This is a genomic window from Bacillus cereus (assembly GCF_025917685.1).
Lineage (GTDB): Bacteria > Bacillota > Bacilli > Bacillales > Bacillaceae_G > Bacillus_A > Bacillus_A cereus_AT.
Window position 1 is genome coordinate 644,132 of sequence record NZ_CP089518.1, and the last position, 21,936, is coordinate 666,067.

The window sequence follows — 21,936 nt, forward strand, 5'->3', positions numbered from 1 at the left end:
AGGAAGTTAAACATGAAGGATTGGCATAAAAGTGTAGTCTATCAAATTTATCCGAAGAGCTTTAATAGTTATTACAATAAAGAAACCGGTGATATAAAAGGGGTTACAGAGAAACTAGATTATTTAAAAGAACTCGGAGTGGATTATATTTGGTTAACACCGATATACCAATCACCACAAAATGATAATGGGTACGATGTAAGTGATTATTATAGCATTGATCCATCTTACGGAACGATGGAAGAGTTTGAAGAGCTTCTAGAAAAAGCGAAAGAACGTGACATTGAAATTATGCTTGATATCGTTGTAAACCATAGTTCGACGGAGCATAAGTGGTTTAAAGAAGCGAAAGAAGATAAAAATAGTCCATATCGCAATTATTACATTTGGCGTGATGAAAAAAATAATTGGCAGTCTAAGTTTGGTGGATCTGCTTGGAAATATGATGAGAAGACAGAGCAATATTTTTTGCATCTATTTGATGAGACACAAGCAGATTTAAATTGGGAAAATGAAAAGCTTCGTGAAGAAGTGTATGATATGATGCGCTTTTGGCTTGATAAAGGGGTAACTGGATTCCGCCTTGATGTTATTAACTTAATTTCAAAAGACCAACGTTTCTTAAGCGATGACGGAAGTACTGCGACAAGTGATGGACGTAAATATTATACGGATGGTCCGCGTGTTCATGAATATTTACAAGAGATGAATCGAAATGTATTTGAAGGGAAAGAGGTAATTACAGTTGGAGAAATGTCATCGACGACAATTGATAATTGTATTAAATACTCAAACCCTGAGCGCAATGAACTCAGTATGACGTTTAGTTTCCATCATTTGAAAGTAGATTATCCGAATGGTGATAAGTGGACGAAAGCTGATTTTGATTTTATGAAATTAAAAGAAATTATGTCTAACTGGCAAATTGAAATGCAAAAGGGCAGGGGATGGAATGCATTATTCTGGTGTAACCATGACCAGCCTCGCATCGTGTCACGCTTCGGTGATGATGGGAAGTACCGAAATGAATCTGCGAAAATGTTAGCGACAGCTATGCATATGCTGCAAGGAACGCCTTACATTTATCAAGGGGAAGAAATCGGTATGGCGAATCCTAAATTTGAGTCCATCGAGCAATATCGTGATGTGGAATCGTTAAATATATATGATATAAAGCTAGAAGAAGGATTATCAAAAGAAGAGATTATAGGGATTTTAAAACAAAAATCTCGTGACAATTCCCGTACTCCGATGCAGTGGAATGGAGAGGTGAACAGCGGTTTTACAACGAGTACACCTTGGATTTCCGTTGCTGATAGTTATACAGAGATTAATGTAGAAAAAGCGTTAGAAGATAAAGAATCTGTATTTTATCATTATAAAAAGTTAATTGAACTTAGAAAAACTTATGATGTAATTACAGAAGGGGAATATGCTATTTTAGATGAAAATCATTCTAAGACTTGGGCATATACTCGTACTGTAAAGAATGAAGTACTACTTGTTATAAATAACTTCTATGGAGAAGAAATAACATATTCTGTACCAGGTAATGTTCAATTAGATGGAATGAAACAAGAAGTATTATTGTCAAATTATAAAGATTCAAGCAAGGATATTACAAATCTTAATTTAAGACCATATGAATCAATTGTATATCGATATACGAAATAAAAGGTTGTATGCCCGCGCGGCATACAACCTTTTTATTTTAAGACACCACTATACAAAATATCCACTTTTACTTCAGGTTTAAACTTCACTTTTGCATAATCTTTATTCCAATTTTTTTTCTTCCATAAATCAGGATGATAAGCGATAAGATGTCTTCCGATACCGAAAGCATCACAATTTGCTTTTTGTAGCTTTTTCGTTATTTGTTTAGCTTCTTTCGTAAGTTGTTTCGATAATTCTCTATTTAGCTTTTCTCTTTCACCCATTTTATAAAGATTATCCCTTGGAGCTTCAAGCGCTATAATTTTTAGTTGAAGCTTAATGTGAGCATAAACATTTCCTTTTTTATCTGTTGTTATTTTTAAGTCTCGTTTTAATTTCTGATTGCTCACTTCCATTGTTAAATAATCAGATGTCTTCTCTGATTCATCACTAGTAAGTTTTTGGGTTATACGGGCACTTGTTCCCATTTTTCCGGTTAATAACACGAATAAAACAGCTTGTTTCAGGGGTAAATGTCCAGTTAATTTGTCTTTATTAAATAAAGCTAACCCGTCTGTAATAACTTCTTTTCCTTTTATTTTTATTGAAGGGAGAGTGAAATCTTTACCCGGATCTAACATTTTTGTAGCAGCTGTTTCTAAAGTTTCTTTTGGAAACACACTCATATCTTCTAAGCTTTTCACTTTTTTCTTTAGAAAATCTCCAATCAGTAAATTCCCTACTTTCTTCTTTTCGAGTATCTCGGATGTGTCACCATCTACTGAAATAAGCTTCACTAAAGCAGTTGGGTTTGTTGGGTCTCGAAAGCTGACATCTAAATAGGGTAGTATACCTTTTTGTTGGATTTTTGTTCCTAATAATTGAACACCGTATTTAAAGTAACGGATATTCCCAGTTACATTTTTTTTCAGTGCATCGCTTGTATCTCTTATGTTATGTCCGGTTGCTGAATGTACTTCATTCTCGAATGAAGACTGTTCGCCACTTGAACTTTTTACGAGCTCAATCGTTTGCTGAAGTTTATTTTCTTCTGTAATATCATATCCAATACTATAAGCTAATCTTGCCTCTCTTAATGGTTCTTGATCCCAACAGGCAGAAAGGAATGAACTAGCACATAATACAAAAAGTAATTTAATTCTTTTTTTGAACATACTGCTCTCCTTTCTTATTTCTTATTACTGAATAAAGTAGAAATAAAAGAGGGAGGACAACTATGAAAATATAGGTGAACTTATCAGTGAAAGTTGCAATTACTTTTAATTCTTCAGGTGTAACTATAAATAAGGCTACACTAAAAGCAATAATACCAACGATTGGAACAGCTTTTTTATGATTAGCAAGATTGAATATATGTCCAATTCCGATTGAAGCAGCACAATAATAACTAGCAATAGAAGCCACAACTGTTATCATCCATATTGGTATGAATAGTAAATCAGTCCGGTCTATAATCCCGATATGCAAGGAGCGTAGTAAGTAAGCAACTGGCTCTGGAATAAGCTCAACTTGTTTTGGACTAAATACGATAAAGCAAATCCAAACTGTAAAGGCATAAAAAAGAGTTACAAATCCATTAGCTATAGAAATTGCCTTCAGTTTTGCCACAGAACTCCCGTTTACTTTTGGGAAAGCGATAAGAATAATTTCAAAACCATACATGGCTGTAATTGTTTCTTTGGATGCTTGAATAATATTCCACCATCCAGCCTCTGTAATGGGGAAAATATAAGAAAAATCAGCTCGCGAGAGCCCAAGGGCAATTAAAAAAGCCATTGGTAAAATGAGGATAGAAGCCATGACGTAAAACCGTACGATAACTTTAAACGTATTATAAGCTACATAACAACAAGCAATTGTAAATAGTATGAGAATGGCATACCAAGGAGTTGCTTGTAATATCCATACTTTAATGACATTACAAGCATTTAACATAACCGTCATACCGATAAGGGTAAAATAAAAAACATAAGCAAAACCTAATAGTTTTCCAAGTTTATTACCAAATAGCATACAAACACTTTCATACATATCTGCATCAGGAAATCGTTTTAAGAGAAGCCACATAAGTAAAATAATAAGTTGAATTGCAAAACCAGCGATGAGAACAGCAATCCATCCACCACCTTTCGCTATTGGGTGAAGACGGTTTGGTAGAGAAAGTATACCAACACCGATTTGGCATTGAATAACGAAAAAGGTAAATTGAACTAGTGAAATTTTACTTTGCGTGTTTGTCACCGTTCTCATCCTCTCTCGTTACATGTTGTCGTTGCATTGTTTTAGGTTTTGGATCATGTGGTCGTTCCCAAAACGACCAAATTGGTAGTCTTACAAAAGAATCTTTCATATCTTTTATCCGCATTGGTGCAAGAGGAGAAAGATATGGTGTATGAAATGAATGTAGCTGGCATAAATGAACGAAAGTTATAATTAGACCGAATGATATTCCTACGTACCCGAATATAGCAGCAAGGATCATTAACGGAAAACGAAGGATCCGAACTGCTGAGCTCATATCGTTTGATGGAACAAGAAAAGATGCAATTGCAGTTAAAGCTACAACGATAATCATTGTGTAAGAAACGAGTCCAGCTTTTACAATTGCATCCCCAATTACTAAACCGCCTACAATACCGATTGTTTGTCCAACGCGGCTCGGCAGACGAATACCAGCTTCGCGCAATAATTCGAAGATCAATTCCATTAAGAGAGCTTCAAAAATAGGAGGAAGTGGCACTTTTTCTAATGAAGCTTTAATTGTATAAACGAGTTCGAGTGGCAACACATCAGGATGAAAAGCGACAGTTGCGATATATATAGCTGGTAAGAGAAAGGCAATTAAAAAACTTACTAAGCGAATCATTCGCACGAAAGAACCGACAATCCAGCGATTATTATAGTCATCAGGTGATTGATAAAAAGCGAATAATGTAACAGGAACGATAAGAGCTGTTGGATCTCCGTCAGATAAAATAGCAACTCGCCCCTCCATTAAATTGGCAGCCACTCTATCTGGGCGCTCTGTATTTAATTGCTGCGGGAATGGTGAGAAAGATGTATCTTCTATAAATTCCTGTATGTAGCCTGGTGGCATGAGTGCGTCTGTCTTAATCATTTCTAATCTTCTTTTTACTTCTGCAACGAGATCGTCATTAGCTATATTTTGAATATAAGTAATTGCCACTTTCGTGTGCATTTCTTCACCAAGTGTGAAATATTTAACGACGACATTTGGACTTTTTATGAGTTTACGAATAGAAGCTAAATTGGTTGCTAAATCTTCTACAAAACCGGTATGTGGTCCACGTACAATGCCTTCATTATCCGGCTCTGTTATATCTCTTTTTAAAGATAGAGCTGTTTCGAAAATACAAAAGCTATCGACGTGTTCATGAAAATATAATGATTTTCCTTGTAATAAAAGCTGCACCCCATAATTTAAATTCGTTTCTTTTTTCATATTTAATGTAGAAAAAGCTTTATCTAAAGCCAAATCCGTCCGCGTTAATAAAGGCTCAAGAGCCAATTGGTGAATTAAATTTGGGTCTGCTAAAGATTCAATATATAAGATTGTTCCTTTTCCGTTTTGAAAAGGGATATCTAATTTTTTTATATCATCCGAGTGGCAAAGTTTATTTTCAATATAATTAACGTTTTCCGGAAGTGATGGAAACATATGCTTTTGGTTCTTGCTTTCTTGCTGTTCTTCGTGTTGTGTCATAAATTCCACCTCTTTTAGAATAAAATTCCTTCTGTTAATTTTTGTTTTTTATAAGAAATTTATGCTTGGATTATTTGAAAAATTAGCTTGAAAGTTACGTTACATCATCTTTTATACTAAAGAAAATAGGATGTAGAGGATGGTGTAGATGACTTTAAAATATATGTGGGGATGGAAAGAAATTTTATATTTATTTGTTTTTGTATTTCTGATTGTACCAATAATGGTTGAATCTCTTTTTTATGATTATGCTTTAAAAATAATAGGGAACTCATTATATGCTGGAGTATTAATGGGACTTATGATGGCAGTGATATTTACCTTTGTAGTATATCTTTTTTGCATAAAAAGATATAAATTGTCGTGGAAAGATATTGGAATTCGGAAGCTTTCATGGAAAGATTTATTGTGGACAGTTGTAGTGGTTATTTTCTTAATTATAGTTAGTGCTGCTGTATTAATGATAATGGAGAAAATGGGTATTTTCTTTGAAAATAGTAAAACAGAGACGGTCCAAAATAATAAATCAATCTACGCATTTTGTATCGCGGTAATTGGAGCGGCGGTTATATCTCCAATCTACGAAGAGATTTTATATCGAGGTGCTTTTTATACGTTTTTTCGTGAGAGATATGGCATATGGGGCGGCGTACTTATAAGTTCCATAATATTTACCGTTGTTCATATTCCAACATATAACACATTACCGGTGAATTTTTTAAGCGGAGTAGCATTTGCGTGGTTATATGAGAAAACAAATTCTATTTTATCGGCTATGATTGCCCATGCACTATTTAACTTCATAGCAGTACTTCTCACATTTATGTCGAATTAAGAAGAGATATAGGAGGGATACATATGGAAATAGCTGTAGAACGAGTTTTTACAAAAGAGATTTTAGCAAGAGCAGCAAAGGCATATCATGTAACGGTGGAAGAAAAGCCACTTGGTGATTTTGAGAATTATATTTTTAAGGCGAAGGATAAAAATAATGAAGATTGCGTATTACGCTTAACTCATTCTTCTCATCGGTCTAAAAAAGAGGTAGAGGCGGAACTAGATTTTTTACGGTATGTTGCGGAGCATGGGGCGAAAGTGGCGGGACCTCGTAATTCAATATCTCAAAATCTTGTAGAAGAAATCGGAGCGGAAGATGGCACTTTCTTTTTTGCTTCCTTATTTACATATGCAAAAGGTGAGCAAGTAAAAGGAGAAGAATCGCCTTATTGGGGAGATGCTTACTTTGAAGCGTGGGGAAAAGCGATTGGACAACTGCATCGTCTTACAATGAATTACCCTAAAACAGACTACCGTGATACGTGGGAAGAGGACGAAAGTAGCATTGTTAATGAATTAGAAGATGAGAAGGTGAAAGGGATTGCCACTGTATTAATGGAGGAAATAAAGGCTCTTCCGGTTAAAAGAGAAACATTCGGCCTTATGCATGGCGATATTCATCCAGGGAATTTTCATTATGATGGCAAAGAGCTAACAATCTTTGATTTTGATGATGCAGCTTATAATTACTTTATACATGATTTAGCAATGGTTCTCTATTACTCTGTTCTATTTACACCGTGGACTGCAGAAGAGAAGACAAAATTTGCTCGTAAACAGTTGCAGGTGCTAAGAAAGGGTTATGAATATGAGCACAGGTTAGCGGATAGGTGGTATGAAGCGTTACCGTTGTTTTTACGTCTACGTGATATTGGTTTATACGGTACGCTTCAAAAGAAGTTTAAAGGGAAAGATATGCCAGATCATTTCCGACAATTAGCAGAACAACTCTATGAAAGAATTATAAAGAGGGAAGCAATTGTGAATATATAATACATTCACATCGAAACAAAGTATACAAAATAAATGTATACTTTGTTTTTTTATACAAAAATATGTTTACTTTATTAAAATAATATTGTTATAGATTCGGTATACACTTATAATTTTATATATATTCTGAATATTCTTTACAAAGAAGGAGGGGGAAAGTTGGAAGCTATCGTAAGTTGGATAAATAATATTGTTTGGAGTCCAGCACTTGTCTATTTATGTTTAGGAGTAGGTTTATATTTTTCCATTCGAACGAGGTTTTTACAAGTAAGACACGTAGGAGAAATGGTGAAGCTGACATTTCAAGGAGAAAAATCAGATGCTGGTGTTTCTTCATTCCAGGCGTTAGCACTTTCTTTATCAGGACGCGTTGGAACAGGGAATATAGCTGGGGTAGCCACAGCGGTTGCATTCGGTGGACCAGGAGCTGTATTTTGGATGTGGGCAGTAGCCTTTTTAGGAGCAGGATCGGCTTATGTAGAATCTACATTAGCACAAATATATAAGACGAAACATCAAGGGCAGTTTCGCGGTGGACCTGCTTATTACATTGAAAAAGGACTAGGCGTTAAATGGTATGCTTTAGTATTCGTTGCAGCAACAATTCTTGCAACAGGAATGCTGCTTCCAGGTGTTCAAGCGAATAGTATTGCTGTAAGTCTAGAAACAGCTTTTGGTATTAATACTTCTGTATCCGGAGCGGTATTAGTAGCGGCATTAGCACTTATTATTTTTGGTGGAGTTAAGCGAATTGTTAACGTAGCGCAAGTTGTAGTACCGTTTATGGCGCTTGGTTATATTTTAGTAGCTTGTATAATTGTTGCTATGAATATCGAAAAATTACCGGAAGCATTTATGTTAATTATAAAAAGTGCATTTGCATTAGAAGCAGCTTTTGGTGGGATTATCGGTTTAGCAATTTCTTGGGGTGTAAAACGTGGTATTTATTCAAATGAAGCAGGGCAAGGAACTGGACCGCATGCAGCAGCAGCAGCTGAAGTATCGCATCCAGCTAAACAAGGGTTAGTACAAGCATTTTCCGTTTACATTGATACATTATTTGTTTGTTCAGCAACAGCATTTATGATGATTATTACAGGCATGTATAACGTATTTGATGCAAGCGGAAAAAACTTTATCGTCAATAAATTAAACGGTGCACAGCCGGGTCCTGGTTATACACAGGCAGCAGTAGAATCTGTTTTCCCTGGATTTGGAAACGGTTTCGTAGCAATCTCTTTACTATTCTTTGCGTTTACAACAATTATGGCTTATTACTACATTGCAGAAACGAATATCGCTTACTTAAATCGTGATAAAGACCGCCCTTGGATGTCTATCGTACTAAAGTTTGTATTCTTAGGAGTTGTATTCTACGGTTGCGTAAAAACAGCAGCAACAGCGTGGGCTTTAGGAGATATTGGTGTAGGAATTATGGCATGGGTTAACATTATTGCGATTCTATTATTACAAAAGCCGGCATTGATTGCATTAAAGGATTATGAAAAGCAGAAAAAAGAAGGAAAAGATCCAGTATTCGATCCGCAAAAATTAGGAATTAAAAATGCTGATTTCTGGGAGCATGAATACGGGAAAGACAAGAAAGAAGAAGTATCTTAAGAGAATAGAAATGAAGGAGCAAAGGGAAATCCCTTTGCTCTTTTTTATGGACAAAATGAAGCTGAAAGTTATTTTTTTGCCTATTTTTGAATATAAAAAGAATGTACATGCTTTGTTTAGGGGAAGGGGGGAGTATGTTGATAGAGTTTCGTAATGTAAATAAATATTATGGTAACTTCCAAGTTTTGAAAAATATTAATGTGCAAGTGAAAAAAGGTGAAGTGGTAGTAGTTGTTGGTCCTTCAGGATCAGGAAAAAGTACATTGCTTCGTTGTATAAATCAGTTAGAGGCGATTACCGATGGAGAATTAATTGTACAAAATACAGACGTACACAATAAAAAAACAGATATGAATGAATTACGCCGAAATATTGGTATGGTCTTCCAGCATTTTTACTTATACCCACATAAAACAGTTCTGCAGAATATTACACTAGCACCAATTAAAGTAAATAAAATTTCAAAAGAAGAAGCAGAGAAAACAGCGATGTTTTATTTAGGGAAAGTGGGAATCCCGGAGAAGGCGGGTGTATATCCCCATCAATTATCCGGAGGTCAACAGCAAAGGGTAGCTATTGCTAGAGGGCTCGCGATGCAACCGGAAATTATGCTATTTGATGAGCCTACGTCCGCTCTTGATCCAGAGATGATCGGAGAAGTGCTTGATGTTATGAAAGCGCTGGCTAAAGAAGGAATGACGATGGTCGTCGTCACACATGAGATGGGATTTGCACGTGAGGTAGCAGATAGAATTTTATTTATGGATGACGGTCAAATTATCGAAGATACAACACCAGCACAATTTTTTGCAAATCCTGAACAAGAAAGAGCACGTCTATTTTTAAGCCGGGTATTAAATCATTAAAGGAGGAATTTCATGCTTAAGATGAAAAAGTTGTTTACCCTAATCGTATTCTCATGTTTATTCGTGCTTATTGTTGCTGGATGCGGAGGTAAAAAAGACGAGGCGAAAGAAACGAATACGAAGCAAGGCGGAGCTGTTGAACAAATTAAGAAGCGCGGAAAGTTAGTAGTTGGGGTGAAGAATGATACGAATTTATTTGGATTGAAAAACCCTTCAACAGGGCAGGTAGAAGGATTTGATATTGATATCGCGAAGGCGCTTGCGAAAAAAATTCTTGGTGATGAAAAGAAATTAGAGCTGAAAGAAGTAACATCTAAAACACGTATTCCAATGCTGAAAAATGGTGATATTGATGCCATTATTGCGACAATGACAATTACGGAAGAGCGTAAAAAAGAAGTGGATTTTTCAGATGTATATTTTAAAGCGGGGCAATCGTTACTTGTGAAAAAAGGAAGCAATATTAAAAGTATTGATGATGTAAAACAAGGCATTAAAGTATTGGCTGTAAAAGGCTCAACGTCTACAAATAACATTCGTCAAAAATCACCAGAAGCAACAGTATTAGAATTTGAAAATTACAGTGAAGCATTTACAGCGTTAAAAGCAGGTAAAGGCGATGTTTTAACGACAGATAATGCGATTCTTTACGGAATGGCAAAACAAGATTCTAATTATGAAGTTGTAGGCAAAATTTTCACGGATGAACCGTATGGAATTGCAGTACAAAAAGGCGCAGACGATTTAACGAAAGAGATTAATAACTTACTAAAAGATATGAAGGCGAGTGGAGAGTACGACAAATTATATGAAAAATGGATCGGTCAAAAACAAGAGAAGTAAAGTGAAACTTTATTTCTCGTGATAAATAGTAAGAGTGAGAGGATGAGAGTACTCATCCTCTTCTTGTAAAGAAAGAGGGGAGAATATGTGCCTGATTTTTCTATTTTGACGAATAATATTGATATGTATTTAGAAGGATTTAAATATACGGTGATGTCTAGTGTAGTTGCGCTAATAGGAAGTTTTGTTTTAGGAATTGTTATGGCAGTGATGCGAATTTCACCTATTCGTATTTTGAATTGGATTGGCTCTGCCTATGTAGAGTTTGTTAGAAATATTCCACTCGTATTAATTGCATTCATTTTCTATTTTGCTTTGCCTGTAATAGGAATTACTTTCAACGGTTTTGTAGCAGGGACAGTTGCGCTTACAGTTTATACAGCGGCTTTTATTGCGGAAGTAATTCGTGCTGGTATTTTATCAGTCGCGAAAGGTCAAATGGAAGCAGCACGTTCTTCAGGATTAACTTATACGCAAGCGATGTATTATGTCGTCTTACCTCAAGCGATGAAAATCGTCATTCCTCCTCTAGGAAATCAATTTCTCAATTTAGTAAAAAACTCTTCAATACTCGGAATTATTGCTGGAACGGATTTAATGTATCAAGGAGACTTAATTTCAACGAAGACATTCGTTACGTTTGATGTATATATATTTGTCGGGATGTTTTATTTAATATTAACAATTCCGCTAAGTATGCTAGTGCGTTATTTAGAAAGACGCTTGGCAAAGGAGGGGGTGTAGATGGATTTTCAAGGTGCTATTACAGGAGATCATATACTCTTTTTATTAAAAGGATTGCTTATCACGCTAGAAGTCGCTCTTGTAGCGATTGTACTTAGTTTTATTATCGGTAGTGTAATAGGAACGTTGCGCTATGCAAAAATACCCGTCATCTCACAAATACTAGGCTTTATCGTTGAAGTTATTCGGAATTTACCACTTCTTTTAATTATATTTTTCACGTATTTTGCACTTCCAGAGGCAGGTTTGAAGTTAGAAATTATAACAGCCGCAATTGTTGCTTTAACGATATTTGAAGCAGCGATGATATCTGAAATTGTTAGAAGTGGCTTATTATCTATCGAAAGAGGACAAATTGAAGCGGCGCGCTCTTCAGGATTAACATATGTCCAGACGCTTTGGCACATTATTTTACCGCAAGCACTTAGAAGAATGGTTCCTCCGCTTGTTAGTCAATTTATTTCATTGTTAAAGGATACGTCATTAGCGGTTGTTATATCATTGCCAGAGCTTATGCATAATGCTCAAATTATTAGCGGACAGAACGTAAATTATATGATTCCAACATTTATACTAGCAGCTTGTATGTATTTCGTTGTAAATTACGGTTTATCAATTTTATCTAGAAGATTAGAAATACGTTAACTCTTACAATAATACGTAAGGGTTTTTCCTTATTAATCCTTAATTACCTTAAAATAGAATCTGAATCTCTTAATAATTAAATTTTTATAATGTTTTATCAGAAAAGTTTTAATTTTATATAGAAATTGTAACCGCTTTCGTGTATATTTTTATTATCAGAAAATTTTAAAAAGAGATAGAGGGTTTATAGGGGAGGATTACAATGCAGCAAACAACGAATGATAAATTACATCGTACGATGAAGAGTAGACATTTATTTATGATCGCACTAGGTGGTGTAATCGGGACAGGTTTTTTCCTAGGTTCAGGATACACTATTAATCAAGCTGGACCAGGGGGAGCCATCCTTTCATATTTAGTGGGCGGATTTATTATGTATTTAACAATGCTTTGTCTTGGAGAGCTAACGGTAGCGATGCCAGTTTCAGGATCTTTCCAAAAGTATGCGACGAAGTTTATTGGACCAGGAACTGGGTTTATGATCGGCTGGCTATACTGGATTGGATGGGCGGTAACAGTAGGATTAGAATTAACATCGATCGGTTTAATGATGAAAAGATGGTTTCCGAATGTTGATGTTTGGGTATGGTGTCTCGTATTCGGGGTTATTTTATATGCTTCAAACGCTATTTCAGCGAAAAGTTATGCTGAATTAGAGTTTTGGTTCTCTAGTATTAAAGTAGTTACAATTATTGCATTCATTCTACTTGGTGGTAGCGCATTACTAGGATTTTTACCATACGACGGAAAAGAAGCAGCACCTCTTTTCTCTAACTTTGTAAGTGATGGTGGGCTATTCCCAAATGGACTAGCCGCAGTGCTTCTTACGATGATTACAGTTAACTTTTCATTCCAAGGAACAGAGTTAATCGGGATTGCAGCAGGAGAGAGTCAGAATCCTGAAAAAACAATTCCACGTGCAATTCGTAATACAGTATGGCGTATTATGATATTCTTCATCTTAACAATGACAATTTTAGTAGGATTAATTTCTTGGAAAGAAGCAGGAGTAATTGAAAGTCCATTCGTAGTTGTATTTGATAAAATCGGTATTCCATATGCAGCTGATATTATGAACTTCGTTATTATCACTGCTTTATTATCTGTAGCGAACTCAGGATTATATGCAGCAACGCGTATACTATGGTCACTTGCAAATGAAGGAATGGCACCAACTTCTTTCAAGAAAGTAAATAAACGTGGTATTCCAATTACAGCGTTAGTCGTAACGATTGCTGTTGCGGCGTTATCTTTATTAACAAGCTTCCTTGCAGAAGATACAGTATATATGTACTTATTATCTATAGCTGGCTTATCGGCTGTTTCAAGTTGGATCATTATTGCTTTATCGCAACTTCGCTTTAGAAGTCAGTATATAAAAGGCGGAGGAAAATTAGAGGACTTAAAGTATAGAACACCACTATACCCGATTGTTCCGATTTTAGCTTTAATTACAAATAGTATCGTTGTTATTAGTTTAGCGTTTATTCCAGAACAACGAATGGCTTTATATTGTGGTATTCCATTTATCATTTTCTGCTATATATATTATTATATGAGTAAGAAACGGAAGAAACCGATGAAAGTGGAGATGGAAACGAAGTATGAAAATAAAAATTAAGCATGATGATATAGAGGCAGATTTATCGTATGGTCCATTAGCGATTGGAAAAGAAAACGGGTATTCACCGTTACAATTACTCATTTCTTCTATCGCAGGATGTAGTGCAATTGTCTTCCGAACAATTTTAGAAAAGAAACGTATTACATACGATACGTTTACAATTGAAACTGAAATTGGGAGAAGTGAAGCTTTATCAAAACCAGTTGAAAGTGTTCATTTGCACTATAAAATTAAAGCGCAAAATATTACAGAAGAGCAGTTGGACAAGGCGCTGCAGCTTGCAGTGAAGAATTGCACGATTGTTCAATCTGTAAAAGATAGTATAAAAGTTACGGAAACAATTGAATTAGTAAAGTGAAACATAAAAACGTGAGAATACGGCTCTCACGTTTTTATGTTTTTAATAAAGGGGGAAATATGATGGAATGTTTAGGGTGTAGATTAGCAAGCGGAGAGGAAAAAATATATAAAGTATATGAAGATGAGCATGTAACATGCTTTTTAGATCATGAACCTTTCTATCCAGGACATACTTTAATTGTGCCAAAGCAGCATGTTGTAGAAGTGGACGAATTAGATGATGTTATAGCGAAATCTATTATGGATGCTTCTAAGCTGATTGCAAAAGCGATTAAATCATTATATAAACCAGATGGAATTACAGTTTGTCAAAATGGTGGAATCTTTAATGAGTTAACGCATTACCATATGCATGTCGTACCGAGATATAAAGAGCGCTCGTTTGCCGAGTTTTATACGGTACAACTAGGAGAAAAGAAGAATCATAACTTGGAAGAGACACAGAATTTGTTACAAGAAGCGATAGAGCAAATACTGCTTACTAAAAAGGCGTAAGAGGGATGTTCTTAAGGAAACAGTCAGGAAAATTCTAATAAACAAAAGCTCAATTTCTCAGTTACAATAGAGAAATTGAGCTTTTGTCTATTCTATTATTAAATTTTATATATAAAAAGATTTTGCGGTGTCACAAAGTATAGTGCTCATTCGTTATATAGAGTGAGAGGAGGAATTATATGAAAGTTACAAACAACGATTATGAAAAGATGGAAGAGCTATATGAGTTGTATGAACAAAAGATTTATTATGTAGCGTATTCTATTTTAAATAATATTCAACAGGCTGAAGATGCGGTTCAAGAGACGTTTATTACTCTTTATAAGAACTTGGAAAAGCTCCATAGCTTGAGCACTGAAGAGCTTAAACGCTACATTTTGAGGGTCGCGAAAAACAAGGCGATTGATAGTTACCGGAAAAATAAACGACATGAAACATTTTTAGAAGAATATGAAAGAGAATCAACAGAAGCAGTAGATGAAAATATTGAAGAGTGGGAAAAACGTACAATGTCTGAGGTTCAAATTGATACATTGCTAAAAGAGTTAAATGAATCTAATAGACAGGTATTTAAGTACAAAGTCTTCTATAACTTAACGTATCAAGAAATTTCAAGTGTCATGGGGATAACGGAGGCTAATGTCCGTAAGCAGTTTGAGCGTGCTCGAAAACGAGTTCAAAATATGATAGGAGGTATACAACATGACGAATTCAAAGAACTCCAAAGAAATGTATGACCTTGCTGAAAAAATTGCTTTAGATGATTTTGATAAACTCGAAGAACAACATGAATTTTCACATACATATACGCGCAAAAAGAAATTGTTTATGGAAGAAATGAAGCTGAAGGGCGAGCGACCACAGAAAAAGCGTAAAAGACATCGTATGTTAATCGCTGCTGCCTGTTTATTAATTGGTATGCCGACAACTGTTTTTGGTGCAGTGAAAGTCTATAATATGATTGTTCAAAAACAAAATTACGAAGTAAATGTTTCAGTAACAAATAAGGAATCGAAAAAGACTGATAAGTGGTATAAGTTGAAGGTTGGTAAATTACCAGAAAATATGGAAGCAATTGATGACTCTGCTATGAAATATTCATTTAAAGATAACTACGCAATGGGGGGATTTTCATTTGCTCTTTGGAGGATAGGAGAAAACTCGGATTTTCAAACTCTGTATTCGAAAAGTTACGAGGAAAAGGATATAAATGGTAAAAAAGCAGTGGTTGTTCATAAAGACAATGGAAATAAAGATTTAATGTTTGATAGAGTGATTTTTCTCTATTTTGAGGAAGAGGGAATTATGTTACAAAGTTATATTGGAAACGATATAAATGAAGAACAAATGATGGATGTGTTAGGGAACATTTCACTTGAGCCTACGTCAAAAGAAAAGGCATCACATATAACAGATTATGATAAAAAGTATTTTAGCGAAGAAAGTAAGCCTAAAAAAACTAAGGTGATTCCTTTGAAAAAAGATAGTAAACGACTATTTCATATAGGACAAAAGGTTCCAGTAACGATTATCATGGATAACAGCAAAATTGAATATGTGATAGAAAAAGTTGAAGTTTTTGATTCAATCAAAGATTTTAAGCAAGAAAACTTTAATGAAACGGGATTAGGGAGACTAAGCGAGAATCAAGCTTTGGATCAAGCAGGACAATTGATACCATATAGACGGGATAAATATAAAATTGGAAATGGTAAAGATTCAATTGATCAATTAGTAGAGTCAAATTTAGTTCAGCCTAAATTTGTCTACTTGACAACAACAGTGAAAAACATTGGTAAACAGGCGACAGAAGAAATCTATATGCATCCATCCATAAAACAGCTTAAATTTGAAGGGAATGCATGGGAGTACGCTGGAAAAAATGGAGTTGCAGAAAGAAATATTATGACGGGCGAAGTTGATTATTTAGAACCCCACGGAGATGGAAAAAGCTTTTACAATATTGGCAGTATCACACCAGGACAAACGGTAAAGGTTAACCTAGGTTATTTTGTAGATGAGGATAAACTAGATTCAATCTTTTTGGATGCTTTCAATTACAGAGGGACTGGCGACACTGAAAATATGAATGCGAAACATCGTTGGTGGTTTGATATTCGTCAATAGTAAAAACAATAGGAACAATTGAACCAAAAAGCTGCTTATATTTAGCAGCTTTTTTCGTCTTCATACATATGTAAAATTTCTTTCGCGCGTATACGCAAACCATCTATCAATTCTCTCGGTCCTAAAATTCGTGCATCTTTTCCAAGTCTATAAAATAAAGGAGTAATAAAGTTAATTTCACCTTTATCAATTGTTGAATTTATATACCCTGTCCCATCTTCGTTTACTACAACGAATTCCTCAAGGTAAGGAACGCTTTTACATTGGCGCAAGCCTTCTGTCGTTAATAAAACATGTAACTGAGTAGGAATGTTTATTACGTTAGAGTTAGAGGCAAACCATTCTTCTAAATTCATGAATGTATCTTCATTTTCTTCCGTTGATAATATAGAAAGAATACGATCGACGCGATACAGTAATACTTTGTTTCGACTGTAGTCATAGGATGGCAAATACCATAAACCGTCGTGAGCATATACACCGATAGGATGAACATGTCTTGTTTTTATTCCCGATTTAGATTCGTATTGAAAGTGTAAATTTTTATTTTCAATAGCCGCTGTTAACACTTCGTTTAAAAAAGGTGTCTCAATAGCTCTCTTCGGATTCCAAAAAGCGATATAAGAACGTATTTTATCTACTTTAGCTTTCGCATCATTTTGTAGAGAGCTATACAGTTTATGAGTAACGGAATTAATTTCTGTATTAAAAGGCAAGTCTCGGTAGTAGCTTAAAGATTGAAATGCAAAAAAGATGGAGACTGCTTCTTCTTCAGTAAATAAAATAGGTGGAATTACTTTATTCGTTAATACTTTATATCCTCCGTTACGACCTTGTTCAGCATAAATGGGTAACCCCATATCACTTAAATCTAAAATGTATCTATGAACTGTACGAACGGAAATATTAAATTCATCAGCTATTTCTTGCGCTGTAAATGTTTTTTTCGCAGAAGCAAATATAAGAATGTCTAATAAACGTTTTGCTTTTGACAAATATATCACCTATTTCTTTTTAACATGACATTCATTGTCATGTTTTACTGCTAGTATATTGCTTACATCATAATTTTATCAAGATGAGATGCAAGGAGGAAAAGGTATGTCACGTGAAATTGTTTTATTTATTGCGGCTAGTTTAGATGGATATATAGCGAAAGAAGATGATGATTTACAGTGGTTAATGGAAACGGAAGGTGAGGGGGACAACGGTTATACAGAAATGTATGAAACGATTGATACAATAATTATGGGAAAGAGAACGTATGATTATGTGGTAGAGCATACGGAAACATTCCCGTACTTAGATAAAGCATGTTATGTTTTTTCTCGTTCAGAAAAAGGTTCAAACGGAAACGTGGAGTTTGTAAATGAAGATATAGTGGAATTTACAAAAAGGTTAAAAGCACAAGAAGGATCTAAAATATGGATGGTCGGTGGAGGGAGTCTACTGAGAGAGTTCTTTAAGAATAATCTAATTGATGAATATGTTGTTACGATTACACCTCATATATTAGGTTCTGGTATTCCGTTATTTAAAGAAAAGAACCCGGAAATTCATTTAACTTTAACGGATACGAAACGTTTTGGCCAATTCGTAAATCTATATTATAAAGTAAAGTCCTAAAGGATAAGAAAACACGACTATTGATGTATAGTCGTGTTTTTATGTAGCTGGTAATGAAATCGTAAAGCAAGATCCATGACCAACTTCACTTGTTGCAGTAATATTTCCGCCGTGTAGTTCTACAATTTCCTTTACGATGGAGAGTCCTAAACCAGTTCCACCTGTAGCTCTGGAGCGCGCTTTATCAACCCGGTAAAAGCGGTCGAAAATGTGAGGAAGGTCTTCTGGGGGAATACCTTCTCCCTCATCCTCAATTTTGATGGAAATATGTTTATCTTCTTCTGTAACAGAAATATTGATATGAGAATGTTCTTTTGAATGCCTGTAAGCGTTATTTAAAATGTTCACTACAACTTGTTCGAATCGCTGTTCATCCAAGTTTACTAACAGTGAAGGAGGACAAGTGAAAGAAACTGTAATGTGTCTTTCCTTATACATCGCGTTTACTTTTTCGGTTATGCGAGTAAGGAAGGTGTGTAAATGCACTTCCTTTACTTGAATAAAAAAGTTATGTTTTTCCATTTGGGCGAGTGAAAATAAATCTTGAACTAAGTTTGTAATATAATCAGATTCGTCTTTTATAATGGATAAGTATCGTAAACGTTGCTCAGGAGGTGTACTTTCTTTTAATGCAATGTCAGCATAACCTCTTACGTACGTTAAAGGTGTTCTTAATTCATGAGCAACACTTGCTAGAAATTCACTTCTTTCAGTTTTCATATAATGTAAATCATTTGCGAGAGTTTGGATGGATTCTGCTAGTTCACCAATTTCGTCATTTCGAGTAGTCGTTAATGAAACCGATAAATCCCCCTTACTCATTTTTTCAGTCGCTTGTTTCATGTGTAACAATGGTTTTGTTAATAAACGTGACAATAGAAAAATGGTGATAGCTGTTAATAGGAAAGTAATGACTCCGGCGATAATGAATTGTCTTGTTAGCCCGTTAACCATTTTTTCGATTGATTCCGTCCCGAGAAACATATATACATAGCCTTCCGTTTTTCCTGCCACTATAATTGGGCTAACTGTACATATGTAATTAGATGTTTTCCAATGATTCTCTATAATTGCTCCATCATGATCTGTTCGTGTTTGCATGCCTTCAATATGCTTTTTTATAGTAGTATTTATTTCATTGGATTTTGCTAGCACTTCCTTATTTGCATTTGTAATAATAACAGTTGTTTCAGCTTCGGATTCCATTAAAGCAACATGGGAGATTGTTTGCCTATCAAAATATTTTTCAAGGACATCTCGGTGACTATTTCCACGCTTTAATAAAGCTGTCATTTCTTCATTTACTCTATTGTTTACAAGGCTATAATAGAGCAAGACAAATAGAACACTTTCGATTAAAAGTGTAACAATTAGAAAATAAAATCCGAGTTGAAGAGAAATTCGCTTCATCATTTTGCTCCTTATTTTTCAATATCAATCCATCGATATCCTACTCCGTAAACAGTTTTTAAATGGTGATCAATGGGGAAATCTACTTTTCGTAATTTATCACGTAAATTACGAATATGTGAATCGACTGTTCTATCTTCTGTATTTGTATTTAAACCCCAAATTCGTTCAATGAGCTGATCACGGTTTAATACGTAGTTCACATGACGTAAAAATAATCCGAGTAAAGAGAACTCGATTGGTGTGAGAAGAATTTCTTCATTATAGACAGAAACGAAATGCTTTGCCTCATCCCATAAAATGCCGTGATATTGGATTTGCGTACGTTGATTCGTTCGCCTTAAAACAGCTTCAATTCTTGCGAAAAGCTCTTCTTCGTGGAATGGTTTCGTCACGTAATCATCTGCTCCGAGTTTTAACCCTTGGACAACATCTACTGTTTGATCACGAGCGGTAACCATAATAATAGGCACGTTACTAAATGATCGAATTCTTTTGCACGTTTCCCATCCGTCCATCTTTGGCATCATAATATCGAGTAAAACAAATTTAAAGTTTCGATTTTCTATATGTAAAATAGCTTCTTCTCCTGAAGTCGCACATATGCAGTTATATCCAATTGGAGTAAGATAAAGTGTTAATAATTCAAGCATTCTCGGTTCATCGTCTACGAGTAGTATATCGATCATAGAGTACCTCCGCATTTGTAGTTATTACGTTAAATTGTAAGTCAAAATCATGAAGAAATGGTGCAGATTATAATGCATCTGCATAATTTCTTCAGAATTGCTTGTTATTGTAAAGTTGAAATTCCATTTTAGGTAATAAGATTGGTTCGAAAACAATTACGGGGGCGATATAGTGAAAAAGATGACCCGAATTTTTGGGATAACAATAATTGCAGCAGTCGGTCTTGCGGCATGCGGACAAACGAATACAGATCATAAAAATCATGAATCTACAGAAGAGAAGAAAACAGAGAAAAAGGAAATGAAAATGAATCAGAAAGTAACTGCGCCGAAAGAAATGAATCAAGGTGCATCGAATGATTTATTAACGACAAGTTTAAAAAATGTAACGAGATTAAATACAAATGATCCTTTGCAAATGGCAGTATTAACTTCGCAAACAATATGGCCGGCAACTCATAAAGAGAATCAGCCAGGTGCTGTTATTTTAGTGCCAGTGAACGAGTGGCAATTAGGTATTGCAAGTGCGGATCTTATTCATCATCCGAATAACGGACCGATTTTATTTATAGAAAAAGAAAAAGTACCTGAAATGACGTTAAAAGAAATAAAACGATTAAATCCGCTCGGAACGAAAGATGGAACACAAATTATGGTTATGGGGGATGTAGGCGTTAGCACGCTTGAACAATTAAAAGATTATAAAGTAAAACAAATAAAAGAAACAGATCCAGCTACATTTGCAAAAGATGTTGATAAAGAATACGCCGATATAACAGGAAGCTATCCAAATAGCGTTATCGTCGGTTCGTCTGAAGAGGAAGGGCGTTTATATACAACACCAGCTGTAAACTGGATTTCTCATATGCCAGAACCACTACTCTATACAGAAAAGAATAAAGTGCCAGAATCGACGATAGAGGCATTAAAGATGAGAAAAGATAAAGCAAATATGTATTTACTAGGACCAGAAAAAATCGTTTCCAAAGAAGTAGAAAAAGAGTTAAGCAAATACGGGAAAGTAACGCGTATTAGTGGGGAGACTCCAGTAGAAAATTCTATTGCATTTGCGAAATTTAAAGATGAAAAAACGAAATTTGGGTGGGGGTTCACAAAAACAGGTCACGGTTTATCATTTGTTTCAAGTAAAACACCAGACTTAGCAATTGCGGGAGCGCCGTTTTCACATATGGGTAAACATGCCCCTGTTGTTTTGCTTGAGGAAGGAAAAGCTTCACAACCAGTTTATGACTTCCTTGCTAGTATTCAACCGAAGTTTAAAGATGACCCAACACTTGGACCGTATAACCATGGCTTCTTATTAGGAAGTACTAGTGATATTTCATTTGAAACACAAGGTATATTGGATGAGAGATTAGAGATTGTGCAAGAAAGTGGTCAAGGTCACGGTGGACATTAATAAAGTGAAACTTTAATCAGTGGGGGGGGTTCCTCCCCCATTGATTAAAAGCCCTCACCAATCGGGCTTTTACGGGCAGTTGATCTCCACCTAACATCTTTGCTTTCGCTGAATTTTGAGGTGGGGTCTTACTGCCAGTTAATGCGGGGTAAAATGAGCAAAGGCGCTGCTAAGGTAGCGTCTTTTTTTAGGAAACTTTTACATAGCAAAAAATCCTCTACTCGTTATATAATAGC

General features: G+C 35.2%; 20 protein-coding genes and 1 pseudogene. 15 read left to right on the plus strand and 6 right to left on the minus strand.

Translation table 11 applies throughout. The features are described from left to right. Positions 1 to 12 precede the first annotated feature (12 nt). Entirely contained in the window at positions 13 to 1,674 is a 1,662-nt protein-coding gene (gene treC, locus LUS72_RS03230; protein WP_097832847.1) for an alpha,alpha-phosphotrehalase, read from the plus strand. A gap of 32 nt (positions 1,675 to 1,706) precedes the next feature. On the opposite strand, the gene LUS72_RS03235 is transcribed toward treC, so the two are convergent. From LUS72_RS03235 to gerKA, 3 genes are read right to left on the minus strand one after another with little or no spacing between them, the layout of a single operon-like run. Beyond that, on the minus strand, positions 1,707 to 2,831 hold the full coding sequence (locus LUS72_RS03235) for a Ger(x)C family spore germination protein (protein ID WP_097832848.1): 1,125 nt from the start codon (positions 2,829 to 2,831) through the stop codon (positions 1,707 to 1,709). After that, a complete protein-coding gene (locus LUS72_RS03240) occupies positions 2,812 to 3,918 on the minus strand; it encodes a GerAB/ArcD/ProY family transporter (RefSeq protein ID WP_097832849.1) in 1,107 nt (368 codons plus the stop codon). Before LUS72_RS03240 ends, LUS72_RS03235 begins: the two co-directional genes overlap by 20 nt. After that, a complete protein-coding gene (gene gerKA / locus LUS72_RS03245) occupies positions 3,899 to 5,401 on the minus strand; it encodes a spore germination protein GerKA (RefSeq protein WP_097832850.1) in 1,503 nt (500 codons plus the stop codon). The genes LUS72_RS03240 and gerKA overlap by 20 nt, the downstream gene beginning before the upstream one ends. 148 nt (positions 5,402 to 5,549) lie before the next feature. On the opposite strand from gerKA, the gene LUS72_RS03250 reads away from it, so the two are divergent. The 12 genes and pseudogenes from LUS72_RS03250 to LUS72_RS03305 all read left to right on the plus strand — a co-directional run bounded on the left by LUS72_RS03250 (position 5,550) and on the right by LUS72_RS03305 (position 16,555). Next, entirely contained in the window at positions 5,550 to 6,236 is a 687-nt protein-coding gene (locus tag LUS72_RS03250; RefSeq protein WP_097832851.1) for a CPBP family intramembrane glutamic endopeptidase, read from the plus strand. Between the two features lie 23 nt (positions 6,237 to 6,259). After that, positions 6,260 to 7,231 carry a phosphotransferase enzyme family protein gene (locus tag LUS72_RS03255; protein ID WP_264448599.1) on the plus strand — a complete coding sequence of 324 codons (972 nt, stop codon included), beginning with the start codon at positions 6,260 to 6,262 and terminating at the stop codon, positions 7,229 to 7,231. A 159-nt stretch (positions 7,232 to 7,390) separates the two neighbouring features. Then, a complete protein-coding gene (locus LUS72_RS03260) occupies positions 7,391 to 8,851 on the plus strand; it encodes an alanine/glycine:cation symporter family protein (protein ID WP_097832853.1) in 1,461 nt (486 codons plus the stop codon). Next, a pseudogene (locus LUS72_RS03265) lies at positions 8,796 to 9,717 on the plus strand (amino acid ABC transporter ATP-binding protein). Before LUS72_RS03260 ends, LUS72_RS03265 begins: the two are co-directional and overlap by 56 nt. 12 nt (positions 9,718 to 9,729) lie before the next feature. Continuing rightward, positions 9,730 to 10,560 (plus strand): glutamine ABC transporter substrate-binding protein GlnH, encoded by an 831-nt coding sequence (gene glnH / locus LUS72_RS03270; protein WP_097832855.1) that lies wholly within the window; start codon positions 9,730 to 9,732, stop codon positions 10,558 to 10,560. Positions 10,561 to 10,647: 87 nt separating this feature from the next. Next, positions 10,648 to 11,304 (plus strand): amino acid ABC transporter permease, encoded by a 657-nt coding sequence (locus tag LUS72_RS03275; RefSeq protein WP_097832856.1) that lies wholly within the window; start codon positions 10,648 to 10,650, stop codon positions 11,302 to 11,304. Continuing rightward, the gene (locus LUS72_RS03280) at positions 11,305 to 11,949 is read left to right on the plus strand and encodes an amino acid ABC transporter permease (RefSeq protein ID WP_078180786.1); all 645 of its coding nucleotides are present in this window, start codon (positions 11,305 to 11,307) and stop codon (positions 11,947 to 11,949) included. It begins immediately after the preceding gene. 202 nt (positions 11,950 to 12,151) lie between these two features. Further along, positions 12,152 to 13,570, plus strand: a complete 1,419-nt coding sequence (locus LUS72_RS03285) for an amino acid permease (RefSeq protein ID WP_097832857.1) — start codon at positions 12,152 to 12,154, stop codon at positions 13,568 to 13,570. Further along, positions 13,554 to 13,931 (plus strand): OsmC family protein, encoded by a 378-nt coding sequence (locus LUS72_RS03290; RefSeq protein WP_097832858.1) that lies wholly within the window; start codon positions 13,554 to 13,556, stop codon positions 13,929 to 13,931. Before LUS72_RS03285 ends, LUS72_RS03290 begins: the two co-directional genes overlap by 17 nt. Before the next feature lie 62 nt (positions 13,932 to 13,993). Continuing rightward, complete coding sequence (locus LUS72_RS03295; RefSeq protein WP_097832859.1) at positions 13,994 to 14,428, plus strand: HIT family protein; 435 nt, start codon at positions 13,994 to 13,996, stop codon at positions 14,426 to 14,428. A gap of 179 nt (positions 14,429 to 14,607) precedes the next feature. Next, entirely contained in the window at positions 14,608 to 15,165 is a 558-nt protein-coding gene (locus tag LUS72_RS03300; protein ID WP_097832860.1) for an RNA polymerase sigma factor, read from the plus strand. Next, positions 15,131 to 16,555 carry an anti-sigma factor gene (locus LUS72_RS03305; protein ID WP_264448600.1) on the plus strand — a complete coding sequence of 475 codons (1,425 nt, stop codon included), beginning with the start codon at positions 15,131 to 15,133 and terminating at the stop codon, positions 16,553 to 16,555. Before LUS72_RS03300 ends, LUS72_RS03305 begins: the two co-directional genes overlap by 35 nt. Before the next feature lie 41 nt (positions 16,556 to 16,596). Here the strand turns inward: LUS72_RS03305 and LUS72_RS03310 are convergent, their stop codons facing one another. Next, a complete protein-coding gene (locus LUS72_RS03310; RefSeq protein WP_097832862.1) occupies positions 16,597 to 17,550 on the minus strand; it encodes a helix-turn-helix transcriptional regulator in 954 nt (317 codons plus the stop codon). A 106-nt stretch (positions 17,551 to 17,656) separates the two neighbouring features. Here LUS72_RS03310 and LUS72_RS03315 point away from each other — a divergent pair, with 106 nt between their 5' ends. Beyond that, complete coding sequence (locus tag LUS72_RS03315) at positions 17,657 to 18,181, plus strand: dihydrofolate reductase family protein (RefSeq protein ID WP_097832863.1); 525 nt, start codon at positions 17,657 to 17,659, stop codon at positions 18,179 to 18,181. A gap of 39 nt (positions 18,182 to 18,220) precedes the next feature. Here the strand turns inward: LUS72_RS03315 and LUS72_RS03320 are convergent, their stop codons facing one another. Continuing rightward, on the minus strand, positions 18,221 to 19,591 hold the full coding sequence (locus tag LUS72_RS03320; RefSeq protein ID WP_097832864.1) for a sensor histidine kinase: 1,371 nt from the start codon (positions 19,589 to 19,591) through the stop codon (positions 18,221 to 18,223). An 11-nt stretch (positions 19,592 to 19,602) separates the two neighbouring features. Further along, positions 19,603 to 20,280, minus strand: a complete 678-nt coding sequence (locus tag LUS72_RS03325; protein WP_097832865.1) for a response regulator transcription factor — start codon at positions 20,278 to 20,280, stop codon at positions 19,603 to 19,605. 172 nt (positions 20,281 to 20,452) lie between these two features. Here LUS72_RS03325 and LUS72_RS03330 point away from each other — a divergent pair, with 172 nt between their 5' ends. Next, complete coding sequence (locus tag LUS72_RS03330) at positions 20,453 to 21,700, plus strand: cell wall-binding repeat-containing protein (protein WP_097832866.1); 1,248 nt, start codon at positions 20,453 to 20,455, stop codon at positions 21,698 to 21,700. Positions 21,701 to 21,936 lie beyond the last annotated feature (236 nt).